The organism is Vibrio sp. 10N.247.310.98 (assembly GCF_041467395.1).
In the GTDB taxonomy this organism is placed as follows: Bacteria; Pseudomonadota; Gammaproteobacteria; order Enterobacterales; family Vibrionaceae; genus Vibrio; species Vibrio crassostreae_C.
Map to the genome: position 1 here is coordinate 1 of NZ_JBFSUL010000060.1, position 25,413 is coordinate 25,413.

At 43.2% G+C, this 25,413-nt stretch carries 24 protein-coding genes; 7 read left to right on the plus strand and 17 right to left on the minus strand.

Annotated features, from left to right (window positions below; genetic code table 11):
* Window positions 1-381: 381 nt before the first annotated feature.
* The 7 genes from AB6E78_RS18870 to dusA all read right to left on the minus strand — a co-directional run bounded on the left by AB6E78_RS18870 (window position 382) and on the right by dusA (window position 7,587).
* Entirely contained in the window at window positions 382-1,158 is a 777-nt protein-coding gene (locus AB6E78_RS18870) for a phosphoadenylyl-sulfate reductase (protein ID WP_017059954.1), read from the minus strand.
* A complete protein-coding gene (gene cysI / locus AB6E78_RS18875; RefSeq protein ID WP_372134081.1) occupies window positions 1,151-2,878 on the minus strand; it encodes an assimilatory sulfite reductase (NADPH) hemoprotein subunit in 1,728 nt (575 codons plus the stop codon). Before cysI ends, AB6E78_RS18870 begins: the two co-directional genes overlap by 8 nt.
* The gene (locus AB6E78_RS18880) at window positions 2,878-4,743 is read right to left on the minus strand and encodes an assimilatory sulfite reductase (NADPH) flavoprotein subunit (protein WP_136981990.1); all 1,866 of its coding nucleotides are present in this window, start codon (window positions 4,741-4,743) and stop codon (window positions 2,878-2,880) included. Before AB6E78_RS18880 ends, cysI begins: the two co-directional genes overlap by 1 nt.
* A gap of 123 nt (window positions 4,744-4,866) precedes the next feature.
* Window positions 4,867-5,097, minus strand: coding sequence for a hypothetical protein (locus AB6E78_RS18885; protein WP_004735813.1), 231 nt, complete (start codon window positions 5,095-5,097; stop codon window positions 4,867-4,869).
* Between the two features lie 192 nt (window positions 5,098-5,289).
* Window positions 5,290-5,955: a TIGR04219 family outer membrane beta-barrel protein gene (locus AB6E78_RS18890; protein WP_372056298.1), complete on the minus strand. Its 666-nt coding sequence runs from the start codon at window positions 5,953-5,955 to the stop codon at window positions 5,290-5,292.
* 135 nt (window positions 5,956-6,090) lie between these two features.
* Window positions 6,091-6,312: an envelope stress response protein PspG gene (pspG, locus tag AB6E78_RS18895; protein ID WP_017059950.1), complete on the minus strand. Its 222-nt coding sequence runs from the start codon at window positions 6,310-6,312 to the stop codon at window positions 6,091-6,093.
* Between the two features lie 273 nt (window positions 6,313-6,585).
* Window positions 6,586-7,587: a tRNA dihydrouridine(20/20a) synthase DusA gene (gene dusA, locus AB6E78_RS18900; RefSeq protein ID WP_017069030.1), complete on the minus strand. Its 1,002-nt coding sequence runs from the start codon at window positions 7,585-7,587 to the stop codon at window positions 6,586-6,588.
* Window positions 7,588-7,754: 167 nt separating this feature from the next.
* Here dusA and AB6E78_RS18905 point away from each other — a divergent pair, with 167 nt between their 5' ends.
* From AB6E78_RS18905 to AB6E78_RS18915, 3 genes are all read left to right on the plus strand, one after another.
* Entirely contained in the window at window positions 7,755-8,066 is a 312-nt protein-coding gene (locus tag AB6E78_RS18905; protein ID WP_372134082.1) for a tyrosine-type recombinase/integrase, read from the plus strand.
* 126 nt (window positions 8,067-8,192) lie between these two features.
* Window positions 8,193-9,212, plus strand: a complete 1,020-nt coding sequence (locus AB6E78_RS18910) for a ParA family protein (protein ID WP_372134080.1) — start codon at window positions 8,193-8,195, stop codon at window positions 9,210-9,212.
* On the plus strand, window positions 9,205-10,068 hold the full coding sequence (locus AB6E78_RS18915) for an SIR2 family protein (RefSeq protein ID WP_372134079.1): 864 nt from the start codon (window positions 9,205-9,207) through the stop codon (window positions 10,066-10,068). The genes AB6E78_RS18910 and AB6E78_RS18915 overlap by 8 nt, the downstream gene beginning before the upstream one ends.
* 170 nt (window positions 10,069-10,238) lie before the next feature.
* Here AB6E78_RS18915 and AB6E78_RS18920 read toward each other — a convergent pair whose 3' ends face one another.
* The 5 genes from AB6E78_RS18920 to AB6E78_RS18940 all read right to left on the minus strand — a co-directional run bounded on the left by AB6E78_RS18920 (window position 10,239) and on the right by AB6E78_RS18940 (window position 15,942).
* A complete protein-coding gene (locus AB6E78_RS18920; protein ID WP_371722246.1) occupies window positions 10,239-10,370 on the minus strand; it encodes a hypothetical protein in 132 nt (43 codons plus the stop codon).
* Between the two features lie 85 nt (window positions 10,371-10,455).
* Window positions 10,456-12,819 carry a hypothetical protein gene (locus tag AB6E78_RS18925; protein ID WP_372134078.1) on the minus strand — a complete coding sequence of 788 codons (2,364 nt, stop codon included), beginning with the start codon at window positions 12,817-12,819 and terminating at the stop codon, window positions 10,456-10,458.
* A gap of 43 nt (window positions 12,820-12,862) precedes the next feature.
* The gene (locus AB6E78_RS18930; protein ID WP_017065767.1) at window positions 12,863-14,338 is read right to left on the minus strand and encodes a glycerophosphodiester phosphodiesterase; all 1,476 of its coding nucleotides are present in this window, start codon (window positions 14,336-14,338) and stop codon (window positions 12,863-12,865) included.
* Window positions 14,339-14,553: 215 nt separating this feature from the next.
* Window positions 14,554-15,708: a hypothetical protein gene (locus AB6E78_RS18935; protein WP_102394619.1), complete on the minus strand. Its 1,155-nt coding sequence runs from the start codon at window positions 15,706-15,708 to the stop codon at window positions 14,554-14,556.
* Between the two features lie 24 nt (window positions 15,709-15,732).
* On the minus strand, window positions 15,733-15,942 hold the full coding sequence (locus AB6E78_RS18940; RefSeq protein WP_017059942.1) for a hypothetical protein: 210 nt from the start codon (window positions 15,940-15,942) through the stop codon (window positions 15,733-15,735).
* Window positions 15,943-16,375: 433 nt separating this feature from the next.
* Between AB6E78_RS18940 and zur the strand changes: the two genes are divergently transcribed.
* Window positions 16,376-16,834, plus strand: a complete 459-nt coding sequence (zur, locus tag AB6E78_RS18945) for a zinc uptake transcriptional repressor Zur (RefSeq protein WP_017059941.1) — start codon at window positions 16,376-16,378, stop codon at window positions 16,832-16,834.
* A 17-nt stretch (window positions 16,835-16,851) separates the two neighbouring features.
* Window positions 16,852-17,313 (plus strand): chemotaxis protein CheX, encoded by a 462-nt coding sequence (locus AB6E78_RS18950; protein ID WP_017059940.1) that lies wholly within the window; start codon window positions 16,852-16,854, stop codon window positions 17,311-17,313.
* Window positions 17,314-17,451: 138 nt separating this feature from the next.
* On the opposite strand, the gene pgi is transcribed toward AB6E78_RS18950, so the two are convergent.
* On the minus strand, window positions 17,452-19,104 hold the full coding sequence (gene pgi / locus AB6E78_RS18955) for a glucose-6-phosphate isomerase (protein WP_017065622.1): 1,653 nt from the start codon (window positions 19,102-19,104) through the stop codon (window positions 17,452-17,454).
* 326 nt (window positions 19,105-19,430) lie between these two features.
* Here pgi and AB6E78_RS18960 point away from each other — a divergent pair, with 326 nt between their 5' ends.
* Window positions 19,431-19,850, plus strand: a complete 420-nt coding sequence (locus tag AB6E78_RS18960) for a secondary thiamine-phosphate synthase enzyme YjbQ (RefSeq protein ID WP_017059938.1) — start codon at window positions 19,431-19,433, stop codon at window positions 19,848-19,850.
* A gap of 117 nt (window positions 19,851-19,967) precedes the next feature.
* On the opposite strand, the gene AB6E78_RS18965 is transcribed toward AB6E78_RS18960, so the two are convergent.
* The 3 genes from AB6E78_RS18965 to AB6E78_RS18975 are packed head-to-tail and all read right to left on the minus strand — an operon-like array spanning window position 19,968 to window position 23,680.
* Window positions 19,968-21,173, minus strand: a complete 1,206-nt coding sequence (locus AB6E78_RS18965; RefSeq protein WP_017059937.1) for a BamA/TamA family outer membrane protein — start codon at window positions 21,171-21,173, stop codon at window positions 19,968-19,970.
* Window positions 21,174-21,196: 23 nt separating this feature from the next.
* On the minus strand, window positions 21,197-22,282 hold the full coding sequence (alr, locus tag AB6E78_RS18970; RefSeq protein WP_017065624.1) for an alanine racemase: 1,086 nt from the start codon (window positions 22,280-22,282) through the stop codon (window positions 21,197-21,199).
* Window positions 22,283-22,288: 6 nt separating this feature from the next.
* Window positions 22,289-23,680 carry a replicative DNA helicase gene (locus tag AB6E78_RS18975; RefSeq protein WP_016767560.1) on the minus strand — a complete coding sequence of 464 codons (1,392 nt, stop codon included), beginning with the start codon at window positions 23,678-23,680 and terminating at the stop codon, window positions 22,289-22,291.
* A gap of 176 nt (window positions 23,681-23,856) precedes the next feature.
* Between AB6E78_RS18975 and AB6E78_RS18980 the strand changes: the two genes are divergently transcribed.
* Window positions 23,857-24,774, plus strand: coding sequence for a DUF481 domain-containing protein (locus AB6E78_RS18980; RefSeq protein ID WP_371725465.1), 918 nt, complete (start codon window positions 23,857-23,859; stop codon window positions 24,772-24,774).
* Window positions 24,775-24,954: 180 nt separating this feature from the next.
* On the opposite strand, the gene rplI is transcribed toward AB6E78_RS18980, so the two are convergent.
* Window positions 24,955-25,407 (minus strand): 50S ribosomal protein L9, encoded by a 453-nt coding sequence (gene rplI / locus AB6E78_RS18985; protein WP_010434182.1) that lies wholly within the window; start codon window positions 25,405-25,407, stop codon window positions 24,955-24,957.
* Window positions 25,408-25,413 lie beyond the last annotated feature (6 nt).

The window sequence follows — 25,413 nt, forward strand, 5'->3', positions numbered from 1 at the left end:
ATCACTTCGGAAGAGGCGGCCATTCTAGCGATTTAATTCTCAGTGTCAAACACTTTTGAAAATTAATTTCTACTTTCTAAAAGTAGGAGCGAATTATCGCTTAAAGCTAGTTGCCTTACTAACATTCTGCGCTGAAGCCTTGTGGCGTCTGCCGTGTCAGTGAGGCGGCATTATAGAGATGTTCATCACATTGGCAAGTGTTTATTAAAGAAAGATGCAAAAATAACGATTACATGGCGAATAAACACTCAAAGCCTTATTTGTGCAAGTTTAACTACAGAGTACTTACAAAATAACCACAGACTTATCCACAATTGATCTAATTTTCATCGTAGAAAACAAAAAAGCTGCCTCATGGCAGCTTTTTAAATGGCAACGAGTCTAAATCCCAGAACCATATTGCTCTCCATCATCTTCATGGAGACCACATTCGCGTTTCAACCCATTAAAACGAGTTTCCTCTTCAGTCATACCCGGTTCCCACTTCTTAGTTGTATGTGTATCTCCAACAGAAAGGTAACCCTGCTCTCGAAGCGGGTGATAACCGAGACCATGCTCTTCTAGGTAATAGTGAACATCTTTATTCGTCCAATCGATTACCGGCAAAAATTTAAACACACCATTTTGGATAGATAAGATTGGCAAATTTGCACGCGATTGAGATTGCTCTCTTCTTAAACCGGAAAACCATGTCCCAGCCTCGAGCTCATCCAACGCTCTTCTCATCGGTTCAACTTTATTAAGCTTGTTGTACTTCTCTATCCCTTCTATACCTTGATCCCAAAGTTTTCCATATTGCGCTTCTTGCCAATTAGGGCTCTGTTGGGCGCGAAAGACTTGAAGGTTTAGAGTCAACTTCTGACTTAACTCATCAATAAAGCGATAGGTCTCCGGAAATAGATACCCTGTGTCAGTCAAAATAACCGGAATATCTGGTTTTGCTTGGGTCACTAGGTGCAACATCAATGCTGCTTGGATTCCGAAACTAGAAGACACAACATGTGTCCCTTCTAAATTATCTAAAGCCCACTTAACTCTTTCTAATGCGGTTAGCTGCTCTAACTCTGCGTTGATTTGTCCAAGACGAAGTATTTGCTCCGTCTTAGTCAATGCGAGTAGCTCTGCTAACTTCAATTTTGAAGCGACAGAATTATGCATGCAGATCCCTCTTGGAAATGATCACCTCTTCGATGATGCCAGTTCGGATTGTAAAATCACCGAACCCTTCTTTGTCGTTGCGTTCTGTAGCCCAACGTCCCACCAGCGCATCAATCTCTTCTAAGATCTGAGCTGATGTGATGTTCTCTTTATACATCTTAGGGATACGAGTTCCGGCCTTGTTGCCACCTAGGTGCATGTTGTAACGCCCCGGAGCCTTACCCACTAAACCAAGTTCAGCCAACATTGCACGACCACAACCGTTTGGACAACCTGTGATTCGAAGGATGATGTTATCTTCTTCTGGTAATCCATGTTTTTTCAGAATGTCTTCAACATCCGTTACAAACTCAGGAAGAAAGCGCTCAGCTTCTGCCATTGCTAAAGGACATGTTGGGAAAGCCACACACGCCATTGAGTTTTTACGTTGCTCTGAAACAGCATCATCCATCAAGCCATATTGACGCGCCAGTTTTTCAATCTTGGCCTTTTGACTCGTCGACACACCCGCAACAATTAGGTTTTGGTTTGCAGTCATGCGGAAGTCACCTTTGTGGATCTTCGCTATTTCAGCAACACCTGTTTTCAGAGCTTTACCCGGAAAATCAAGTAAACGACCATTCTCGATGAATAACGCCAAGTGGTGCTTACCATCAATGCCTTCCGCCCAACCAATGCGATCACCACGGCCAGTAAACTCATAAGGACGGCTTTCAGAAAATTCTACGCCTGCACGCTTTTCTACTTCTGCTTTGAATACATCAATACCAACACGGTCTAGTGTGTATTTGGTTTTTGCATTCTTACGGTTTGAACGGTTACCCCAGTCACGCTGAGTCGTTACCACCGCCGCTGCTACATCTAACGTTTTATCTAATGGCACAAAACCAAAGTCGTCAGCTTTACGTGCATAAGTAGAGGTATCACCGTGTGTCATAGCAAGACCGCCACCGACTAACACATTAAAGCCCACCAGCTTTCCGTCTTCAGCAATAGCAACAAAGTTAAGATCGTTAGCATGGACGTCCACATCATTTTGCGGAGGAATGACAACCGTCGTCTTGAACTTACGCGGTAGGTAGTTGCTACCAAGGATAGGTTCTTCATCCGTTGTTTCTAGTTTTTCACCATCTAACCAGATTTCTGCATAAGCACGAGTCTTCGGTAATAGATGTTCACTGATCTTTTTCGCCCACTCGTAAGCTTCTTGATGAAGTTCAGATTCAACCGGGTTTGTCGTACATAGAACATTTCGGTTTACATCACCCGCTGTCGCAATTGAATCAATGCCAATGCTATTTAGCGTTTGGTGCATCAACTTAATGTTCGGCTTCAAGACACCGTGGAACTGAAACGTTTGACGAGTTGTTAGACGAATTGAACCGTAAGAGGTACTTTCGTCTGCGAACTTATCAATCGCCAACCACTGCTTAGGGGTAATGATACCACCAGGCATACGAGCACGAAGCATGACGTTATGTAACGGTTCGAGCTTTTGTTTGGTACGTTCGTTACGAATATCACGGTCGTCTTGTTGATACATACCGTGGAAACGAATCAACTGAAAGTTATCAGCAGTAAAGCCACCTGTTATGCGGTCTTGGAGATCTTGTTCAATCGTACCGCGTAGGTTATTACTTTCACGCTTAAGACGCTCATTGTCAGCCAAAGGTCCAAGTACTTGACCTAGCACTTCTTGCTCTATTACTTGCTTGCTCATTAGTACACATCCCTTTGGTAACGTTTCGCTTTACGTAAATCATTAATATATTGTTCAGCTTGCTCGCGGCTCTGGTTGCCATGCTTTTCCGCTATCGAAACTAACGCTTCATGAACATCTTTAGCCATTCGAGTCGCATCGCCACAGACATAGAGGTACGCGCCCTCTTGCAGCCATTGCCACACCTGCTCTGCTTGTTCGATTAAACGGTCCTGAACATAAACCTTTTCTTTTTGGTCACGGCTAAAGGCAACATCGAGCTTAGTTAGCGCGCCAGACTTGAGGTACTTTTGCCATTCAACTTGGTATAAGAAATCTTGAGTAAAGGTACGGTCACCAAAGAACAACCAGCTTTTTCCTTCAGCATCATTGTTTTCACGCTCTTGAACAAAACTGCGGAACGGTGCGATACCGGTACCCGGGCCGACCATGATGATTGGTGTATTGTCGTCTTGTGGTAATTTGAAGTTATTGTTGTTCTCAACAAACACCTTCACTTCACCACCCTCTTCAAGACGTTGAGCTAAGAAGCTAGAAGCTCCGCCTAAACGAGACTCTTCGCCTTTTTGGTATTCAACCAAACCAACCGTCAAGTGAACTTCTTCATCTACTTCTGCTTGGCTTGATGCAATAGAATAGAGACGCGGTGTCAGCTTACGTAACAGGCCAATTAACTCATCAGCCGATAGCTTAGTTTTCTTCTCAGCTAAAACATCGACAACTTGAGTATTACCCGCGTATTCACGAAGCTTGTCTTTATCTTCCACCAGCTTGATTAACTTCTTGCTGCCCGATAACTCAGCAAACTTAGTCACAAGTTGAGGGTTTGAAGTGGTAATCTCAAATTTACTCACTAGCGCACTATGGATAGATAGATTCTCACCATCGACATCGACACTTTCGATACCCGATAACCCAACCTTAGAAAGAATCTGATTTGCGAGTTCTGAACTGTTTTCATACCATACGCCTAGCGCATCGCCGGGTTGGTAGGTAATGCCCGACTCATCAAGATCAATCTCGATATGACGAACATCTTTACCCGAGTCACGACCCGTGATCTTTTGACTCGTCAATAGTGTCGCGGTGTATGGGTTTTGTTTGGTGTATTGCGAATGACCGGCGGCCGCTTGGCCTACTGGTAACTGAACCACATCGGCTTCAGTGCCTGTCGATAGCGTCTCTTTTACTTGCTCTAATGCTTTAGCGCGCCATTCCGTTGCTGACTCTTCGTAATCAACATCACAATCAAGGCGATCGACAAACGATTTCGCACCAAGCTTAGCGAGGAAGCTATCGAAGTCTTTAGCCGTTTGGCAGAAGAACTCATAGCTTGAGTCACCTAAACCAATCACACCGTATTGTAGGTTTGATAATTTTGGCGCTTTCTTCGATTGTAGGAATTCATGCAACTCAATAGCGTTATCAGGGGCTTCGCCCTCACCATTGGTTGAAGCCACAAAAATGACGTGTGTCTCTTTGGCTAGGTTCTTACCTTTATAATCACTTGCATCGAAAAGCTCGACAGCAATACCTAAGGCTTTTGCTTCTGCCTCTAGCGATTCAGCGACGCCTTTCGCATTACCGGTTTGAGAAGCGAAGATAATGCTGAGCTTACCCGCTGGCTTAGCCGCTACTGCAGCGGCCGCTTGAGCGATTGGCGCAGCAGCACCGACAGGCTGAGCTTGGCTCACTCCCCAAAGGTAACCACTGACCCATGCCAGTTGTTGTGAAGACAGTTCAGAAACAGTTTGCTGAAGATGACCCAATTGTTGGTCATTAAGTGGTGCTGCTAGCCCAGGTAACTCATTAGCCCCAGACTGTGCATTATTATTTTGTGAAGACTCTTTCTTATTTAAAGACATGGTCACGACATCCCTAATCATTGCGTGACGATAGATTAACCACTCCTTTTAATAACAAGAAAGAATAGAAAAGTATGTTTTATAACTTTTTGGAAGTAAAAACCGATTGAAACGTAAATTGTCTTACTGGTTTTCAATGCGTACTTGCTGAAAGCCAACCGCCATTGCCGACTTAGATGCCAAGTCTAAATCCGCGTAATGACATTCTTCACCATGAACATCAGTAAGCAGAACAAAGCCCCCCCCCATATGACGAAACTCCACAACCCAAGACCCTTCTTGAATTGAGGGCTCTATGATGGCTTCAACTAACAGGTTTTCTCTATATAAATTTCGTAATTCATTGAGTGTCATATTCCATCCCTTGCTTTGACCTCACTACATAGACCTTATAAGAATAGACGCAAATTGGCTCTCTGTAATAAGGATGGTCGAAAGTGATGAATGTGCTAACTAATTCCAGAAAGATATAATCAATAGATATAAAAAAACGCCACTTAATAAAGTGGCGTTCTTAAAATTCGTTCTAAATTTGCTTTATATGGCCTAGAAGCGCACTTCAGCACCAGCAAACCAACCATCGACCATGACAAAGCTCTTGCCTAGTTCTGAGCTAAAGAACTCATCCGAATCTAAATCGATAACACGGTAACCACCACGCAGGGCAATTTCAGATTCTGATACAGGGATTCGGTACTGAACACCCGCCATCAAGTCAGTGCTCTTAATACCACTGCTATCACCAAACTCCATGGTACCAATGATATCGAAGTTGGTGTCAGGAACGTTGATCTCTGCGTTACCGTAGAAGCTCCAAGTAAATTCATCAAAGGTTGCTTGAGTACTCGTTTTAGGCTCAATGTAGTTAGAGTTTGAGTACTGAGTGAACGTCACACCTGCATCAAAGTTCATCAACTTGTGCTCTAACAGTGTGTAATAGAAGGTGTAGTCGTACTTATCGAAGGCCAATGAATCCGCATCGACAGAAGTATAGCGAAAACTAGCGTTTGGTAGCATCGGGGCATTATGCTCAAATGCGAAATACAACGAAGGTGAGTTAGAATCGTCATCTTGTCTAACTTCGTTTAGCTTTGTACTTCCCCACCACATATCGGCACCGACTTTAGCCGTGTAAGAAAACTCTTCTTCAGCAGACACTGCTGAACTTAAAGATAGCATTCCCACTAAAGCAATTAATGGCATTTTATTCATTTGAGATAGCTCCAATTCCATATCGTAGTGCTAATTGTATGCACATTCATAGATTATTGGGGAAAATTCTACCACACATCTTAAATTCTAAAACGATAAACCGCTGACGAGTAAAGATTTGACGGCACGATGACCTTAGTAACGTCTCTGGTTAGAACTGTGTACAAAATTTTTGAAAAACCACACACCGATTGCAATCACGATCAACCAAGGCAGTAACTTAAACACGACGCCCATCATACCTAAGACCAACATGACTAATAACGCCACTCCGGTTGCAGCCAATACCGTCATAAACGTAATACCAGTGACAAGTAGAGTCGCAACGAAAATAAGAACAAATATTAATTCAAACATAATGGTCTCCCTAATGAGTTAATGACCTATCTTTCCTACTTTCTAACATTGCAGCTTCCATACCAAGTATGCCAACCCTATAAAATCCTTATTTATCAGATAAATAAAAAGCCACACATCTTCATGCGTGGCTTTTCGGAAACTTATAGTGGTAAATTTAACCTCTAGTGGCGAATTTAGCCTTAAGTTTTAAGCTTAGGTTTATAAGCTTAAGTTTTTAAGCTTGGGTTTTTAGCTTTGGCTTTTAAGCTCGAACTTTAACCTCGGGGGAGATTATACGTTTAGCTCTTTAGGGATCTTAGCCAATGCTGTTTGCATCACTTCAATACCTGCACCTTTCTTATGTGCGTTTTCACTGATGTAGCGACGCCATTGTCTTGCACCAGGCATGCTTTGAAACAAACCAAGCATGTGACGAGAGATGTGACCTAAGCTTGCACCATTTGAAAGTTCACGCTCGATGTACGGGTACATCTCTTCGACAACCTGTGAGCGCTTCTTAATTGGTGTGTCTAAACCAAAGATCTGTTGATCAACTTCAGCCAAAATAAATGGGCTATGGTAAGCCTCACGACCAATCATCACACCATCAAGGTGTTGCAAGTGCTCCTTAGTTTGCTCAAGAGTCGTAATGCCACCATTCACGGCAATCACCAGATCAGAGAAATCTTTCTTGATTTGGTATGCACGATCGTAATCTAGCGGTGGGATCTCACGGTTCTCTTTCGGGCTAAGGCCACTCAACCACGCTTTACGCGCGTGAATAGTAAATTGCTCACAGCCACCTTTTTCAGAAACCGTCGAAACAAACTTAGTTAGAAACTCATAAGAGTCTTGGTCATCGATACCGATACGCGTTTTCACGGTAATTGGAATATCAGTGACTTCTTTCATCGCTGAAACACAATCTGCCACCAACTCTGGCTCAGCCATTAAACACGCACCAAAGCGACCGTTTTGAACTCGGTCTGAAGGGCAACCTACGTTAAGGTTCACTTCATCATAACCGCGTTCACCAGCAAGCTTGGCACAAGCAGCAAGATCAACCGGGTTTGAACCACCGAGTTGAAGTGCAAGAGGATGTTCTTGCTCGTTATATTCTAGGAAGTCGCCCTTACCATGTAAGATCGCGCCCGTTGTTACCATTTCCGTGTACAGAAGAGTCTGCTGAGAAAGCAAACGGTGAAAGTAACGACAGTGGCGGTCAGTCCAATCGAGCATGGGTGCAACGGATAAGCGGTTAGCCGCGTATTTACTAGTATTGTCAGGTTTCATAAGGTGTTACTCGAAATCTATATACTGTATATATATACAGCAATCTGCTAGAGTTGCCCCAAACTCACCCTTTCAGTACGCATATAGTACGTATCGATGGAGTAGGACGAATGGCATCATTTAGCATTAAAAAAAGAACACTAAAAAGCGGTGAATCACGCTTCACAGTGGACATTGTAGTCAAAAATAATTGGGCGATTATACACAGGGAATCGAAAACATTCAGGAACAAAGACGAACTTATTTTTCCCTACAACTCGCGAAGTGTTAGCGCAGGCTTTCAAAGAGTGAGAAACGAGTTAGGTATTGAAGATTTGAGGTACCACGACTTACGAAGAGAGGGAGCGAGTCGCTTGTTTGAGAAAGGATATTCAATAGAAGAGGTAGCTCAAGTCACTGGGCATCGAAACTTGAACATTTTATGGCAGGTTTATACGCAGTTATTTCCACATAAATTGCACTCCAGAAAAGAAGGCTAACACCCTAATTTTACTAAAAATCAGTAGTACTCAATTGATGGCACATATAATATAAACATCAACTATGCCAATAATTTTATATCTACTAGCTTCAAACATTGAGGCTTTAATCAAAGGACTGCTTTTATGAAAAGTATTGTTTTCTTCAATAACAAAGGGGGAGTAGGAAAGACAACCCTCCTATGTAACTTAGCTGCTTATTTTTCAATTAACTTAGGAAAAAAAGTACTAGTTGTTGATGCTGACCCGCAATGTAACAGTACTAGCTACCTACTGCCCGATAAAGATGTTGATGCTCTGTACGACAGAGTTAGAAGACAAACTATAGAGTCCTTTATGACGCCAGTGCGTCGCGGCCAAGGCTTTATGGAGAATAAGATCCCGCCAATTTATTCCAAGAGGTTCCAATGCGATCTTATACCCGGGGACCCAAAACTATCTTTGAGCGAAGACCTGTTGGCAACAGATTGGAAGGGTTCAACAACTGGTGACCATCGTGGAATGCAAACGACTTTGGTTTTCAAACACCTGACACTGCTTTATGCGGAAGAGTATGACTACATCTTCTTTGATGTCGGTCCATCTTTAGGCGCTATAAACCGAGCAGTAATGCTAGGGTGTGACTACTTCGTAACACCAATGTCAGTAGATGTATTTAGCTTAATGGCTATCGACAACATGAACTTGTCATTAGAAAAGTGGAGAAAAGGGTTTGAAGGCGGCTTAAGCAACTATAAAGAGGAAGAAGGCGAAGATTTTAGCATATACGACGAAAATGTATCTTGGTCACTAAAATTTGCTGGGTATGTAATGCAGCAGTACAAAGCGAAAACAGTTCGTGGAACCAGAGTTCATGTTAACGCCTATGAAAAAATTTCAAATAAAATTCCTGCAAAAATAAATAGTGAGCTAACAAATAACTATTCTGGAAATCTAGAATTAGAAACTAACCTAGGCGAAGTTCAGAACCTCCATAGCCTAGTCCCAATGTCACAAACCTCAAAAGCACCTATTTTTCAACTAAAAGCTAAAGATGGTGTAGTTGGAGCTCACTTTAGTAAGGTAGAAGAAGCCAAGAAAATCTTTGGTGGCATTGCGTTAAATCTACTACACAACATCGGTGACGAGGGCACTTTAAATGATTAAATGGCCTGACGATATTGTGAATGATATCGCCCGAAGAAAGTCAGTTTTGTTCTTAGGTTCTGGCATCTCAATGAACAGCACTAGCCCCTCAGGCGTTAGACCTAAAACATGGGCTGCGTTCCTTAATTCATTGCTGCCTCAAATTACTCCCAATAAGCACATTAAAGATCTGATCAAAGAAAATGATTTTCTTACAGCTTGTGAAATTATAAAACGTGAACTGGGTCGTGCGAACTTTACTAGGGCTGTCGAAGCTGAGTTCCTAACCCCTGGATACCAACCTGCTGAGATCCATGAAGTACTATTCAACTTAGATTCTAGAATTGTCGCCACTCCTAATTTTGACAAGATATACGAAACATATGCGAATGCTCAAGCCAATGGCTCAATAGTTGTAAAGCAGCATAATGATAATGATGTTAGCTCATTTGTTCGTAGCCCCGGTCGATTAATTCTCAAACTACACGGAACTATCGACTCTCCTGATAACCTCATTTTCACAAGAGCTGAGTACGCTGAAGCCCGAACAAAATACTCCGCCTTTTATGAAATACTAGAAGCTTTGTCTATCACACATACGTTCATTTTCATGGGATGTGGAATCAATGATCCTGATATCAAACTATTGTTGGAAGATACTCTGTTTAAGCACAATAGTTCTAGAGGACATTTAATGCTACTTCCAAATGAAGGAGTACATAAGTCTGTAGCGAAAGTTGTAGAAGATACAATGAACTTACAAGTTATTAGATATTCATCAGCAAACAATCACGTTGAGTTACTAGATTCACTGAAGGAATTACAAGCTCTAGTCGAAGAAGAACGAGAAGATCTTGGTGAAACCCAGAACTGGTAAAAACAACTTTAGAGCAGCTACTTACTTGACTCTATACGTGTAATCCTTTCATCCATCTTTTCCATCATCAAGCGCAGCCACTTAACATCAGTTTTGAGTGTAATGCCTACACCAACCCCACTCGATAACGCACTAACAACGGCGACTATTAGTGTTTGATACTCTGCCATTTACTTGAACTCATTGCGTAAGGTTTCCCATAGGCCAAATACTATTGGAGCACTTGCGCCAATAATGCCACCGAATTGAACACCGTCTGCCGATACGCTAGCGGTGATAAGTTCAGGGTGACCAGAAACCAAAGCAGCTCCCGCGCCAAGTAACGCTAAACCCTTTTTAGTGGAAGGAGCAGATCATTTTCTTCTGTTCACTTTCTATGACGCGGACTTAAATAACCAACTTTTCAAGTTCGATTCGGTGAGAGGCTTTTCCTTTACTGTGCTTTACCCATAAACGCTTTGGTTGGTATCCATTGGCACGGACCTCAACATCATAATTACCCTCTGGCAATCGCATACCGGCTTGGTACCTAGGCTTAATATTCATTATTCGAACCTTAAAACCCGGTTGGTTCTGTGCATTTGAATTGATGTACATAGGAAACTCCGTTTGGGCTTCATTATTGTTTTTAGCTGAACTCACCGGTTCGCTCTCAGCACGCTGAGTTAAATAACGAGCAAAAACACCATCCAACTCCGCTACCGAATGCTCCAAAGAGGCAGAAAACCCATCAGTAATACGCATACTTTTGTCTATTTGAGCGCCAAGTGGATGAATCAACGGTTGAGTATGTATCACCCAACGAACGGCATAAGAAGCCGACGGAGATAGTGTGTCACTGACTTGCTCTAAGAAAAAGCCAATCGTTGAGTCCGTTTGAGTGTACTTGGATGAAAATACATTCACAGGCACAACAAGAATAACGAATATGACGATAAACGAGCTGCCTATATTCAGAGCCTTGCTCTTCAAGTTCGGTGCTGGCCGTGGTTTATGGTAATTCATCAACACGATAAATTTTCCTGGCAGCTTAAACACCGTTAGGACAACGAGAAATAGCGATAGTCCCATTGATATTGGCGGCACAATGATAGAACGCAATGCCGCTTTGCCTTGTTCAGCATAAGGGCCATCATCAGCAAACTGAGCGCGTGACGCCTCAATATAACCTAGCCAATAATCTCTCTCACGCCTCACATTTGGAACAATAACCTGTTGGTAAAATTGCTTATTATTCCACGTCGCCATCATGGGCTCGACGTAATAACGTTCGCCCATACGATTCTTTATTTGTTGCTGAACTTCGGCTACTTTTTGAAAATCATTCCAAGATAAGTTCGGTTCAATGTCGTAACCCCGCTGCTTTGCCTCGGCATGCCAACGAGCTTTGGTGTCCTTCATAACTTTGTTTCTGACTGCATTTTTAAACACGCTAATTTGGTTTATTTGCCAATTGGAGTCTAAATGGATCCCCTTTCGATGAACTTGAGTACGAACCTTACTTGCTGTTGTAGAGTGGGAGCGAAACTCCGACATAGAGTCGATTCCCATAGGATAACCGGTCTCTTTTAAGAACTGTTTTTGCCACACTGCCAGTATTCGTGGTGTGTAATGAGCGACACTATTGGTATACGTTTTATCTTGAATGGCTTCTCCAGCTTGCCCTGTCGCCTGCTCAATACCGGCTTGGATAACTGATAAGCCTAGAGAACCGAATGCTTCCCCCCAAGATGTTTCACCTTTCGTTCGTCGAAAGGTTTTCTCTAACCAATAATCCATCGGTTGGTGGGGAATCGAGTTATCTTTTAATAAGCGTTCATAGCGATCTTCAATGCGGCTGATACAATTGGCTCTTGAGCTTCCTTTGCGTTTATAACAGCGTTCTTTATCATCAAATAGGTCAAAAATAGGTTGTGCAACTCTTTGTGCTCTCGCCTCTGCTCTCGTTAAATAGGCCTTACTCGCCTGTTGATAATCACGATACCCCGTCGCGACGGTCGACTCGACCTCTTCCCACGCTTGATTGGCCTTTTGATGGCGAGACTCTACCGTCTGATTATACGCCCCAACATGTTTTTGATATTGATGCCACGATTGCTGAACTTCACTCCGTAATACTTTATAGTTCGCATAGTGCTCATCGAAATTGGCGTTTGCTCGATTTTGAATATAACGATCCAAAATTTGAACTTTCTTATCATCAATATGACTTAAGAATGCATCATTGCTGTAAACCAACCCACCGATCAAAGCGAGAAAAGTCATTTCTGACGACTCGGTACTCGCCTCTGAGTTATAAGGGATCCCTTCGATATTAATCGCATTCATCGCTAAACTAGATCGCAGTACAGAGGAAAAGAAAGCCTCCTGTCTCTGCTTTGCACTACTCGGTTCAATCAACCATTTATCTATTACCGCCTTTTGACCAAAAAAAACCGTTGGCCAAACCAAAGCTGTAATCACGACCAACGATGAAATAGCGCGAAACTTCGTCGTGGTCAGCCATCCTTTAAGTAGAAAATCCGCAACAATTAAAGTCACCCCGATCCCTGAGATGGTTCGGCCAAATAGCTCCGTTTTATGTAATTGAGCATCACTAACATCGATTCCACCCGCAATTTCAACCAACTTGGCGTTGAAAGCGACTTCAGGAAAAAGATAAAGAAGTGAACAAAAAAACAACAAAACAGCCAACCATTTCGGCTTCTTATTATTTGTGGTTATTACGTCCTGGCTAGGAACTGGTTTCATCTTAACGCTTCCATAATTTGTCTATCCCTGTTCTCATCAAACATCATTTTTCTGTCGGCATCGAAATGCTGATCGCATCGTTACTTAAATTTAAATCTTCATCTTGAATATCAAACAGCACTGCTGGCTTCGCGCTCTGCGTTGTTTGCGTTCTTTTTTTCACACCTTTCACGCTAGCAGGCTTGGAATATGACACACTCCTAATGAGACCTCGGTTAGTGATGTAATGGCCATCTTTGAGGTAATCTATTTGTTCATAGAGTCGGTGAAAATCAGCGTCATTGGGTAGGCCAGCAACGGTTTCGCCTGCTAACGTTGTGGGTTGGTAGCCATTTGATTGAACGACAAGCTGTGGAGCAAGCTGCTGACAAATAGAGAACTTACTGGTATCCATGATCGCCTCATCTGGCAGAGGTCGACCTGCCTTAGCTAACGAGACCAATTGATCTTGGTGGTAATCCGTTCCGTTAATCGTATAAGTCACCACCTTCATGCCTTGCGCTTTCGCACGGCTGTAAATTGTCGCATATTGTCGGTAACTTCTTATATCAACATGTAATCCACTATTGGGGCCAAGTATTCGTTTTACCGTTTTAGCGGAATGTTTGGGCTTATGCTTACGATAACGCCCCTCCATAGCAAAGGCGCGATCGATATTCTTTTTATTTTTCTGATAATAATCATCAGAACCCATGCCTCGTTTTGCATCCCGCTTAAACTGAGCAACCGACGCCGAATGAGGCTCCCATACATACCCAAGATAAACACTTGAATTGATTTCCCGCATTTTTTTCAGAACGTCCATATCCATTGATGAATAAAAATAGTTTCTATAGGGGAGACTTTGTCTGGCCATTTCGTCGAGTTTAAACAAATCTTCCATGGAGCCATCTGATGTTTTTATTTCAATATTAAGGGGTTGTTCAATCGTTGCGTAATGGTACCAATCATTCACGGCTTCATTGAAATAAGCGGGACGATACCCATCTAATGTTCCGTCAGGGCTCCTTCCACTCAGAGAGTTCCACTCACTACTCTTCATACGACTCACGCGATATCGCTTACCATCACTACGAGCGGTTGCTCTTCCTGTTTCTATGTCGTGATGTACAACCCAATCTTTATCACGCGTCAGCATCACATCAATTTCTGCTCCATCAAAACCACTTACCGCCGCCATTTGAATCGCATTACGAGAGTTTTCAGCATAATTAGAGCTGCCACGGTGGGCGATAACATCAATAGGGCACTGTCCTTTGATGTAAGAGATATCCCCTCCCATGGTTTGATAAAGATTGCGCGATTTTAACGCCAACTGCATATCACGAAACATTTCTCGCCCCTCTGCTGAGTTATGATTCGAGATTAGTTTTGCATCTGCAGGTAATCCAAGCCCTCGCTCCAAGGTTGGTTGTGGTGGTGTTACTTTATCTGTAGATGAACATCCCTGAATAAGAGCAATAGTAGTGACAAGCAGCCCTCTTGAAAGCGTGGTTACACGTGAAGGTGGTGAAAACATGAGATCCTTATCCGTTGGTAGCTTATATGTGACATAACTGGGTTTCACACGCTGAGCACGACAAAGTCGGCCTCCAAGCACGGAGACCGCAAAGTGCTAATATATGATGACTCCACCATTGATTTCGATTGTTGATATGTTGTTGGAGTGGACGTATTTAATGGTTCAATTTGATTGAAAGCAAAGGCTCAAAAACTCATAAATACAAATCATGATTACATTATTTCATCAAATAATAATTGAATAAGCCCTTGTTCATCTGGGATGTCATACCCCTTTCGACATGGATAAGCCAAACCATCTGTGAAGTTCAAAAACGAAAAGCTATTGTCTATGCTTTCGCTCCCCTCTTCATCCTGCCATGGTTCAATAGTACTGTTCTGTTTAGTCACGATATAACCACACGAATTGACAGGCATCTCGGTCTTACGATTTAAGACTATCTTATGATTGGAATTATTGTAGTGATTTACTCGAATCTTACCGGCTAACGCTAGATATATCGCCCCTGCGGCGCCCAAAAGCAAAGTGTGGCCGATAACTTTACCTGTCGCACTCGCTACGGCGATTCCAACATTAGCAGTCGCACTCGCGATGCTTTGACCTCGGTTTCCATAACGGTCTGTAGAATACACGTAATCCACGCTATGTTTTCTTTCAACGCGAGCACGTTGTCTGACAGGAGTATGGTTTATGTACTCTTGACCACCAAAAGCATCAAAGTTGTGTATTAATACCGGAACACAATGATAAGTTTCTCCATTCCAGTTCACTACACGAGCCTTCATTTGCCATGGATAATACTCTTCATCTAAATATTTCTTACATAAAGCTGGTAACAAATGGCTAAGTAACGCTGTGTTGTGATCGCTCTGCGCCATGTTGTACAGTCCTTGCGTTATTGATCGGGCCTGCTCTTGATCTCCTGATCTTGCGGCAACGATAAAGAGAATGACCTCGCCCCAAAAAGTATCGTTGATCAAGTAGTCAACCGGCAAATTATCGATTTCGATTAAAGCTCGTGGAACATCTTCATCGGACAAAGCCTCCAATACTGCAGACAAGTGATGCACGCGATCTTGAGGCTTTGCAATAGGTTCGTAATATGCGTCCCATCGTTCAACAAAGGTCTTCCAACGCATTATTTTTTTAAACTCCTCAGTTACTCCTTCCGTGGTGAGTAACTTAGGTTCAATATATTTTGCAATGTGCTTTTTATGACCGTCTCGCTTTTTCATCGCCTTTGTGTAAATTTTGCTATCAGACTTGAATAAGTGCAGTGCTAAACCATAGCTTTCATACCATTCACCAAGGTTAAGATGACTACTTTCTAATGAAGCTTTAGCCAAAGCGTCAAAATGCTTTTTCATTTTATTCCCTTCCAATTTGACGACTTAAATAAAGATAAAGGCGATGACTAAAATAATAGCTGCGGCTATAGCCAGTTTGATGTATAGCTCATTTTTTTTAACTCTTGGTTCTTCCACTTCTTCAAGCTTATCCCTCATGGCCTTAAAGTCATCCAAACGTTGTTGATAACGTTTTTCTCTTTGATTATAGATGGACAACAGTTTCAGAAATGATTCTTTGTTTACTTGCTCCACAGCTTAACTCCAAGAATTTGAAATTAAAGACTAAAACTCCAATACACCATGACAAGCTCATGTTGACAGGAGGGGTCAATAGTCTTCTTCTAGTCTATATTAGGCATCGATTTTAGCGAATAAGGAACAATATGCGATAAGAAATGTGATTTAAAACAGCACATTATTGTAAGAAAAATTAATTGAGCTAAATTGAACTCAAATGAAGATGTCATATCAACTTTACCTCATACTTTTTTATAAACCTATTCACCAGATCTCTAATTCAACCTCATTAATCAGTTATGCCTTGAGTCACACTGTCATTTTGAGTTACCTTGTCTTATTCAAAGTCGTGGGTCACAATACGCTCTGTACCTGACTTTAATAGAAATCATTGGCTCCCAAAACGTAGTAACCTAGAAATAAGGTTTGATTAGGGATGTCCGATTGAATGGTGAAAAATTTGGACCACACATTAATAGAGCAAGTTGAAGGGATATGCGCATCGCGAGGCGTTAGATTAACACCTCAAAGAAAGCGAGTGTTTGAGCTCATCCTCTCTAATAAAAAAGCCTCCAGTGCTTATGAATTATTAGAGCAGTTGAAAGTCAGTGAACCGCAAGCCAAGCCACCTACAGTATATCGCGCTTTGGATTTCTTGTTGGAGCAAGGTTTCATTCACAGAGTTGAGTCAACCAATAGCTTCATATGCTGCTGCTCTTGCAATGCCAACAAACATTTCTCCCAACTACTGATCTGCGATAAATGTGGCACTGTGATAGAACTGCAGGACGATGCGCTTGTCACCCTACTCGCCAGTAACGCTGAGAAGCATGGCTTTCAATTGACGAATCATGTCATTGAATCGCATGGCATTTGCCAATCTTGCTCCTCCGAGATGAAAGAATAAGATTATAGAAGAACATTATGCGCGCTGAATTTGTAAACCCGTTTTTAGCTTCTTTGATGAACGTATTAAAAACGATGGCTTCTCTAGAATTGAAGCCACAAAAACCGAGAGTTAAGAAAGATGAAATCGCTCGTGGTGATGTATCCGGCCTAATTGGTATGGTGGGTACACAATCTCGTGGCTCTATGTCGATCACCTTTGATGAAGGTCTCGCTCTCGAAATCATGGAAAACATGCTTGGTGAACGACCAAACGGCCTCAACGAAGAAGTGACCGATATGGTGGGTGAAATCACTAACATGGTGACTGGCGGTGCGAAACGTATTCTTGCGGAAAGCGGTTTTGACTTCGATATGGCAACACCAATCGTGGTTTCCGGTAAAGGTCATACGATTCGTCACAAGTGTGATGGGGCAATCATCATCATGCCTTTCTCATCTCAATGGGGTAATGCTTTCATCGAGATCTGTTTCGAATAGAGACAATCGAGTAAATATAAAACGAAAGGCTGACGTACATACGTCAGCCTTTTTTATTGCCGTAAAATCAACGGACATAAAAAACGCCAACCGAAAGGCTGGCGTTTACAGTTATTACTTGGTGTTACTTAAACAGTCTTAAGCTTTCAGCGCTTTAAATGCGTTGATTAGACCGTTCGTTGAGCTGTCGTGAGACGTTACTTGAGCATCGTCAGCAAGCTCTGGAAGAATTTGGTTTGCTAGTTGCTTACCAAGTTCTACACCCCATTGGTCGAAGCTGAAGATGTTCCAGATAACGCCTTGAACGAAGATCTTGTGCTCGTACATCGCGATTAGGTTACCTAAAGAGCGAGGGTTGATTTGCTTAACAAGAATAGAGTTCGTTGGACGGTTACCTTCAAATACTTTGAAAGGTACAAGCTCAGCCACTTCTTCAGCTGTTTTGCCAGCCGCTAGGAATTCAGCTTCCACTGTCTCTTTTGTCTTACCGAATGCTAGTGCTTCAGTTTGAGCAAAGAAATTAGACATCAACTTCTGGTGGTGATCAGATGCTGGGTTGTGGCTGATAGCAGGCGCGATGAAGTCTGATGGGATCAGCTTAGTGCCTTGGTGAATCAGTTGGTAGAAAGCGTGCTGGCCGTTTGTACCAGGTTCACCCCAGATGATAGGACCAGTTTGGTACTCTACCGGGTTACCTTCACGGTCTACAAACTTACCGTTTGATTCCATGTTACCTTGCTGGAAGTAAGCAGCAAAACGGTGCATGTATTGATCGTAAGGTAGAATTGCTTCTGACTCAGCGCCGTGGAAGTTGTTATACCAAATACCGATAAGCGCAAGGATTACTGGAATGTTGCTTTCAAACTCAGTTGAAGCAAAGTGGTTATCCATCTCGTGAGCACCTTCTAGTAGCTCAACGAAGTTATCGAAGCCAACAGATAGTGAGATAGAAAGACCGATTGCAGACCATAGTGAGTAACGACCACCAACCCAGTCCCAGAATTCGAACATGTTGTCAGTATCAATACCAAACTCAGCGACCGCAGTTGCGTTAGTTGATAGTGCTGCGAAGTGTTTAGCTACGTGTGCGTTGTCACCCGCTTCAGCCAAGAACCAATCACGTGCAGAGTGCGCGTTAGTCATTGTTTCTTGAGTCGTGAATGTTTTAGATGCCACTAAGAATAGCGTTGTTTCTGGGTTAAGAGGCTTAAGTGTCTCAACGATGTGAGTGCCATCTACGTTAGAAACGAAGTGCATGTTTAGGCGAGTTTTGTATGGCGTTAGTGCTTCAGTCACCATGTATGGACCAAGATCCGAACCGCCGATACCGATGTTTACAACATCAGTGATCTCTTTACCTGTGTAACCTTTCCACTCACCAGAAACGATGCGGTGTGTGAACAGTTCCATTTTTGCTAGTACAGCGTTAACTGCTGGCATTACGTCTTTGCCGTCAACCATTACTGGCTTGTCGCTACGGTTACGTAGAGCAGTGTGAAGTACTGAACGACCTTCAGTCTTGTTGATTGCATCACCACCGAACATTGCTTCGATTGCAGACTTAACTTCAGTCTCGTTCGCAAGAGCAAATAGGTGCTGCATAGTTTCAGCATCGATAAGGTTCTTAGAGTAATCCACTAAGATGTCAGAACCGAAACGAGTAGAAAAGCTCTCGAAACGCTTTGCATCTTGAGCAAACAGCTCTTTCATATCCATATCTTGAGCAGACTCAAAATGTGCCGTTAGAGCTTTCCACGCTTGTGTTTGCGTTGGGTTGATATTTTTCAACATGGTATCTATCCCGATGTTACTGTAGGTTTTATTCTAAACGTCACCTGGGTGATGAATAGAACCCCCGATTAGGCGAAAGTTTATATTTTTCTGTGATGACCAAACCGCGTCACCACTGAAAGATTCTTTGTAATTTTTTTTCACGACGTATTATGCCGTATATGAAGAGCGCCACCTTGAGATAAATCAGGATTCGATTTCCTGATAGAGAGATCGATGCTGACTCAGGCTCTAACATAATTAAATGTGAGCGATAGCTGATAAATTCAAGTTCAAAAGATAGCGTTAAACCACTTTTTTTCCAAACACATTATAAAGGATGGCGTATGTGGATTCAGAAGACTATACACCTAAATGCAAGAAAGCGTGGATTTCATCTCATTACTGATGAAATTGAACAACAGATACACGATATCAATTCTCTATCTGTTGGTTTATTACATCTTTTTATCCAACATACCTCTGCCAGCCTCACGCTAAACGAGAACGCTGATCCTACCGTCCGTACCGATATGGAGTCGCACTTTAATAAGTTTGTCCCAGAGCGAGCGCCCTACTACAGACACACCTATGAAGGTGATGATGACATGCCTGCCCACATTAAAGCATCGACACTTGGCACCAGTGTGACAATACCAATTAGCAATGGTCGTTTAGCTTTAGGAACATGGCAGGGTATTTACTTAGGAGAGCACCGAGATTGTGGTGGAAGCCGAACTGTGATTGCTACGATGCAAGGAGAGTAGACTGCTTGAAAACAAGATCTCCTTAATAAAAACAATATCTTGTTAATAAAAAAGAGTGGTGTGTTTCCACGACCACTCTTATAAAAATAGTATTTGGCCTACTGTAGGCCGAAAGGTTTAGAAGGGCTGGTTTATCATAACCCTAAAGGCCCCTTCGTCACCACCTCGCGCCAACTCAGCACGTACAACAATACCTTCCACTTGGAAACGCACCGCGCCACCTAAGCTCCATTTCATGTCCGAGTGCAGTGTTTTGATGTCGTACTCATCGGCAACGCGCCCTAATTCAGCAAACGCTACCCATTGCCACCAAGGCAAATCGTAGTAGTTTATCAGTGGGATATCGCCAAGTGGTTGCCAGTCAGGAAGTACTCGGTACTCAGCAGAATAATGAACTGCAGAGCGACCGTGATAACGACCTCCGGTATAACCTCGTAAGCGATACAAGCCACCCAATCGAGCTTGCTCCGTTTCTGGTGGGCGAGCACAATCTTGCCCAGAGCAGTTATCCCACGTTGGCGTGTCAGCGGTATAGAAATCAAATGCTAAAACTTGTTGATCGAATAAGTCCCCTAAAGGACCTAAAGCAAAGTACTGGCTATTTTGGAAGGTCCACTTAAGCCACAAGTCATCGTTAGACCAACTCTCTGCGCCAGTGGTGAACTCAAGGTTAGTGTGAGAACCTCTGGTCGGGTTGCGTGTGCTATCACGGTTATCCCAATCAAACGCCAAACTAAAGCCTGTTGCCTCCTCGGTATTATTTAAACCTTCCAACTCACGAGCAGTATAAAAAGGCGTAAATAGAATCGAACTGACACCCGATTCGATTGGCGAAGCAAAGCTCACATCTTTGATTGGCTGAAAAGCACCGAGTAAACCGTGTTCTGCAACGTTGCCCCAAGGTAGCAAATACTTAAACTCAAACTGATAGTTTTGCTCTAAGCCATCAGCAATGGTTTTGTCATCGATAGATGAATCATTATCGCCTTGAGAACCAATGTAATACGGGTTGTCGTTGAAGCGCGCTTGATACATCTGAGTGCTAAACAATACGTTCTCAGACAAGGCATAGTTAAAAGCCGATAGAAAACCGACGTAACTGTCTTTGTCTGAATAGAGTGCCATACCAAACAGAGCGGCTTGAGGTTGCCAAACACCCTTTGCGACACCCGCAACCCCAAAGGTGTTACCCATGGTTTCGGTGCTGAAGTAGAAAGGAACAAAGGCTGAATCTTTTTCTTCACTCACAGCGGAAGAAGAAAAGCTGACACCGAGTAATGTCATTGCAGACATTAGCCAGCTTCGAGTCGTTCGCTTGAACATAATTTACTTATCAAGATCCATGATTACTTCACATATTCCATCGCAACACGCGAAGTCAGCTTAGTGACTAACTCGTAAGCGATAGTGCCGATATGTTCAGCCACTTCTTCTGAAGGTAAATCTTTACCCCACAGAGTCGCTTCATCGCCGACTTTATCTGCCGCATCAGGGCCTAGATCAACCGTTAGCATGTCCATTGATACACGTCCTGCGATCGGTACTTTTCGACCGTTAACGAACACTGGAGTGCCGTTAGGTGCAGTACGAGGATAACCATCACCATAACCAATCGCGATAACACCAACCTTGGTATCACGTTCACTGGTCCAGTTTCCGCCATAACCCACACTTTCACCGGCTTTCACATCGCGAACGGCAATTAGGTGTGAGGTCAGGGTCATCACAGGCAAAAATCCAAGCTCTTGCGCTGATTTATCAACAAACGGAGAAACACCATAAGAGATGATTCCCGGACGAACCCAATCAAGGTGGCTGTCTGGCCAAGCGAGTAAACCCGCAGAGGCAGCAAGTGAACGCTCCCCTTCACAACCTTCAGTAAGCGACAAGAAAAGCTCTGTCTGTTCAACGGTGGTTGCTCTATCCAGTTCATCAGCACAACCGAAGTGGCTCATGTAACGTAGAGGTTTGGCAACATTCGCACATTGATGCAAACGCTCAACAAAGTTTTGGTATTGCTCAGGGCGAACACCTAATCGGTGCATACCACTGTCGACTTTTAGCCATACCACAACGGGTGTTTCCAAATCCGCATTCTCTAGCGCGCTTAATTGCTCTTCACAATGCACCACCGTTTGAATGTTATTGGTCACCAAGATTGGCAAATCGCCCGAAGAGTAAAATCCTTCCAGCAACAAAATAGGTTTAACAATGCCACCAGCACGAAGTTGTAACGCTTCTTCAATACGCGCCACACCAAAAGCATCAGAGCTTTTTGAATGCTTGGCTATATGCAGTAAGCCGTGTCCGTAGCCATTGGCTTTCACAACAGACATGACCTTGCACTGAGGAGCCTTCGACTTTATCTGGTTCAGGTTATGTTCGAGCGCATTTAAGTCAATGCTCGCCGTCGCCGCTTTCATGTAAGTCATTAGCGATTACTCATCATCAAATGCAGGGCCTGCATAGTTATCAAATCGGGAGTGTTGGCCTTGGAACGTAAGACGAACCGAACCGATCGGACCGTTACGTTGCTTACCAAGGATGATCTCAGCAATGCCTTTCAAGGAACTATCTGGGTTATAAACCTCATCACGATAGATGAACATGATCAAATCGGCATCTTGCTCAATCGAACCTGATTCACGCAAATCCGAGTTTACTGGGCGCTTATCAGCACGTTGCTCTAGGGAACGGTTAAGCTGAGAAAGTGCCACAACCGGAACGTTGAGCTCTTTTGCTAACGCTTTCAATGAGCGAGAAATCTCGGCGATTTCAAGAGTACGGTTATCAGATAACGAAGGTACACGCATTAATTGAAGGTAATCTATCATGATCATAGAGATACCATCGTGTTCACGAGCGATACGTCGAGCACGAGAACGCACTTCTGTTGGCGTTAGACCCGAGCTGTCATCGATATACATATTCTTCTTATCCATAAGAATACCCATACTCGACGAGATACGAGCCCAATCTTCATCATCTAGCTGACCAGTACGAATCTTGGTTTGGTCTACGCGAGAAAGTGACGCAAGCATACGCATCATCAGCTGTTCGGCTGGCATCTCTAGCGAGAAGATTAAAACCGGTTTGTCTTGCTTCATCGCCGCGTTTTCACACAAGTTCATCGCAAATGTGGTTTTACCCATCGATGGACGAGCAGCAACAATAATTAAGTCAGAGCCTTGTAGACCTGCTGTTTTCTTGTTGAGGTCGTTGAAGCCAGTATCGACACCTGTCACACCATCTTGCGGCGTTTTGTATAGGATCTCGATACGTTCTAGCGTCTTCTCTAGAATGCTATCAACGTTTTGTGGACCTTCGTTTTCACTTGCACGGCCTTCGGCAATCGCGAAGACTTTACTTTCAGCAAGATCAACCAGCTCTTCCGAAGTACGACCTTGAGGGTCATAACCAGAATCAGCAATCTCATTCGCGACACCAATCAGGCTACGAACAAGTGCACGTTGCGCTACGATATCCGCATACGCATTGATGTTTGCGGCACTTGGTGTGTTTTTCGCTAAGTCAGCAAGGTAAGCAAAGCCACCCACTTCTTCAAGTTGCTCACGCAGCTCTAAATGTTCAGAGAGTGTAATAAGATCCAGAGGAGAACTTTCTTCAAGGATATCCTTTACCGCTTCAAAGATCAGACGGTGAGGACGGCTATAAAAGTCTTTGGCCACAACCTTTTCGGCAACTGTATCCCAGCGTTCGTTATCTAATAACAAACCGCCAATAACAGATTGCTCAGCTTCTAATGAATGTGGTGGGACCTTGATGGCGTCCACCTGATCGTTGGCTGATTTCTGACTTTTGGTATCCACTATGACTACACTCAATAACTAATAATGATCGTTCATTATACCCAAGAACATCCGTTTGTAATCCGATCCTATGAGTTTGTTTTATTCTTCAGGAAGAATTTACCTATTGCTGACGGAATTAACCAAGGGTAGCATTACGATCCTGCCATTCACTCACTGTATAACTAGAGGTATGCGTGTCCAAATTATTGGCTCTGAGCACTGGTCTTCTGAGCTCTAGTCTTCTAAGCATCGGTCTCCTGATCACTCCGTTGGCCTTAGCTGATGATACTAAAGCCTCTGTTGATGCTAATACCTCTGTTGATTCTATTCTCGACTCTATAGTAGTACCAGAAACTACAGCTGAGCCGATCGTCGTTGCACCGACACCTGAAGAAAAAGAGTTGGATATCGCACCAAGTGATACGGCTGATACAGAACTGCCTAACCCACTAAAGACTGAGGTCGAATTTGGATATCAGTCGCATACTGGTAATTCGGATTCACGATCGCTTAACGCACGCCTGAACGGTGAGTATACAGCTGGTCGTCATAGAACCAGTGGCGAATGGAAATACTACAATCTCTATAAAGATGGTGAGGAAGATAAAAGGCAATCGACTTACTCAGCTCAGAGTGACTACAAGTTAAGCCCTAAAACCTACCTTTACGGCAGTTTCAAAGGAGTCGACTCGAGATACAGTGCTTACTTTAAGGACTACACAATTTCGAGTGGTCTGGGTTACCAGTTTTCGAATACCGAAGAGTTTGTGTTGGAAGTCGAAGTGGGACCAGGTTTTCGTTACCAAGAGCCAAACCTCGATGAGATCGACGATGATGACATCATCTTCCCAGAGATTGTTGAAGAGGCAATTTTCCGTGGCAACGTGAATACGTCATGGCAGGTGTTGAAGAATTTGCAGCTCAAGGCAGACGTGACGCTTGTCTCTGGTCACAGTAACCTAAAGTTTGATACTGAGTTAGAAGCCATCAACGATATTACTGACAATATCGCGCTGAAGATCGCTCACTCTCGCCAGTACCACGATAAAGTGCCTGAAGGCTTAAGCAAACAAGACTCTGTTCTATCGATCAACTTGCTCTTCCAGTTCTAATCTTAGGCCACCTCTAACCTTGAGAACAACTTGTTCAGCAATAACAGCTTATGGATCACCGTAAGCTTTTTACCTACTGTAGCCCTTCCTTGTACTTTCCTATATTCCAGACATAAAAAAACACCAGCCGAAGCTGGTGTTTAAAACTTTCAAAAGAAAGAATTCGTCTTGGTACTGAAATTACTCAGCTGCAACGATAGCGATTTTCGCAGTAGCAAAAACTTCAGAGTGAAGTTGGATGCTTACTTCGAATTCGCCGATGTTACGTAGAGCGCCTTCAGGTAGGCGTACTTCGCTCTTAGCTACTGCAACACCTGCCGCTGTAATAGCGTCAGCGATGTCACGAGTACCGATAGAACCGAATAGTTTACCTTCGTCACCAGCTTTAGAAGCGATTGTAACGCCTTCTAGAGTGTTAACGCTCTCTGCACGAGCTTCAGCAGCAGCTAGTTGCTCAGCAACTTTAGCTTCTAGTTCAGCACGACGAGTTTCGAACATAGCAACGTTGTCTTTAGTTGCCATAACTGCTTTACCCTGTGGGATAAGGAAGTTACGAGCGTAACCAGATTTAACGTTTACTTGGTCGCCAAGGCCACCTAGGTTACCGATCTTATCAAGTAGAATAACTTGCATTATCTT

Bases quoted from the DNA above. Each gene is read 5' to 3' on its own strand.
- AB6E78_RS18870 (WP_017059954.1), bottom strand. From the start codon at position 1,158: ATGCATAATTCTGTCGCTTCAAAATTGAAGTTAGCAGAGCTACTCGCA.
- cysI (WP_372134081.1), bottom strand. From the start codon at position 2,878: ATGAGCAAGCAAGTAATAGAGCAAGAAGTGCTAGGTCAAGTACTTGGA.
- AB6E78_RS18880 (WP_136981990.1), bottom strand. From the start codon at position 4,743: ATGTCTTTAAATAAGAAAGAGTCTTCACAAAATAATAATGCACAGTCT.
- AB6E78_RS18885 (WP_004735813.1), bottom strand. From the start codon at position 5,097: ATGACACTCAATGAATTACGAAATTTATATAGAGAAAACCTGTTAGTT.
- AB6E78_RS18890 (WP_372056298.1), bottom strand. From the start codon at position 5,955: ATGAATAAAATGCCATTAATTGCTTTAGTGGGAATGCTATCTTTAAGT.
- pspG (WP_017059950.1), bottom strand. From the start codon at position 6,312: ATGTTTGAATTAATATTTGTTCTTATTTTCGTTGCGACTCTACTTGTC.
- dusA (WP_017069030.1), bottom strand. From the start codon at position 7,587: ATGAAACCTGACAATACTAGTAAATACGCGGCTAACCGCTTATCCGTT.
- AB6E78_RS18910 (WP_372134080.1), top strand. From the start codon at position 8,193: ATGAAAAGTATTGTTTTCTTCAATAACAAAGGGGGAGTAGGAAAGACA.
- AB6E78_RS18915 (WP_372134079.1), top strand. From the start codon at position 9,205: ATGATTAAATGGCCTGACGATATTGTGAATGATATCGCCCGAAGAAAG.
- AB6E78_RS18925 (WP_372134078.1), bottom strand. From the start codon at position 12,819: ATGAAACCAGTTCCTAGCCAGGACGTAATAACCACAAATAATAAGAAG.
- AB6E78_RS18930 (WP_017065767.1), bottom strand. From the start codon at position 14,338: ATGTTTTCACCACCTTCACGTGTAACCACGCTTTCAAGAGGGCTGCTT.
- AB6E78_RS18935 (WP_102394619.1), bottom strand. From the start codon at position 15,708: ATGAAAAAGCATTTTGACGCTTTGGCTAAAGCTTCATTAGAAAGTAGT.
- zur (WP_017059941.1), top strand. From the start codon at position 16,376: ATGGTGAAAAATTTGGACCACACATTAATAGAGCAAGTTGAAGGGATA.
- AB6E78_RS18950 (WP_017059940.1), top strand. From the start codon at position 16,852: ATGCGCGCTGAATTTGTAAACCCGTTTTTAGCTTCTTTGATGAACGTA.
- pgi (WP_017065622.1), bottom strand. From the start codon at position 19,104: ATGTTGAAAAATATCAACCCAACGCAAACACAAGCGTGGAAAGCTCTA.
- AB6E78_RS18960 (WP_017059938.1), top strand. From the start codon at position 19,431: ATGTGGATTCAGAAGACTATACACCTAAATGCAAGAAAGCGTGGATTT.
- AB6E78_RS18965 (WP_017059937.1), bottom strand. From the start codon at position 21,173: ATGTTCAAGCGAACGACTCGAAGCTGGCTAATGTCTGCAATGACATTA.
- alr (WP_017065624.1), bottom strand. From the start codon at position 22,282: ATGACTTACATGAAAGCGGCGACGGCGAGCATTGACTTAAATGCGCTC.
- rplI (WP_010434182.1), bottom strand. From the start codon at position 25,407: ATGCAAGTTATTCTACTTGATAAGATCGGTAACCTAGGTGGCCTTGGC.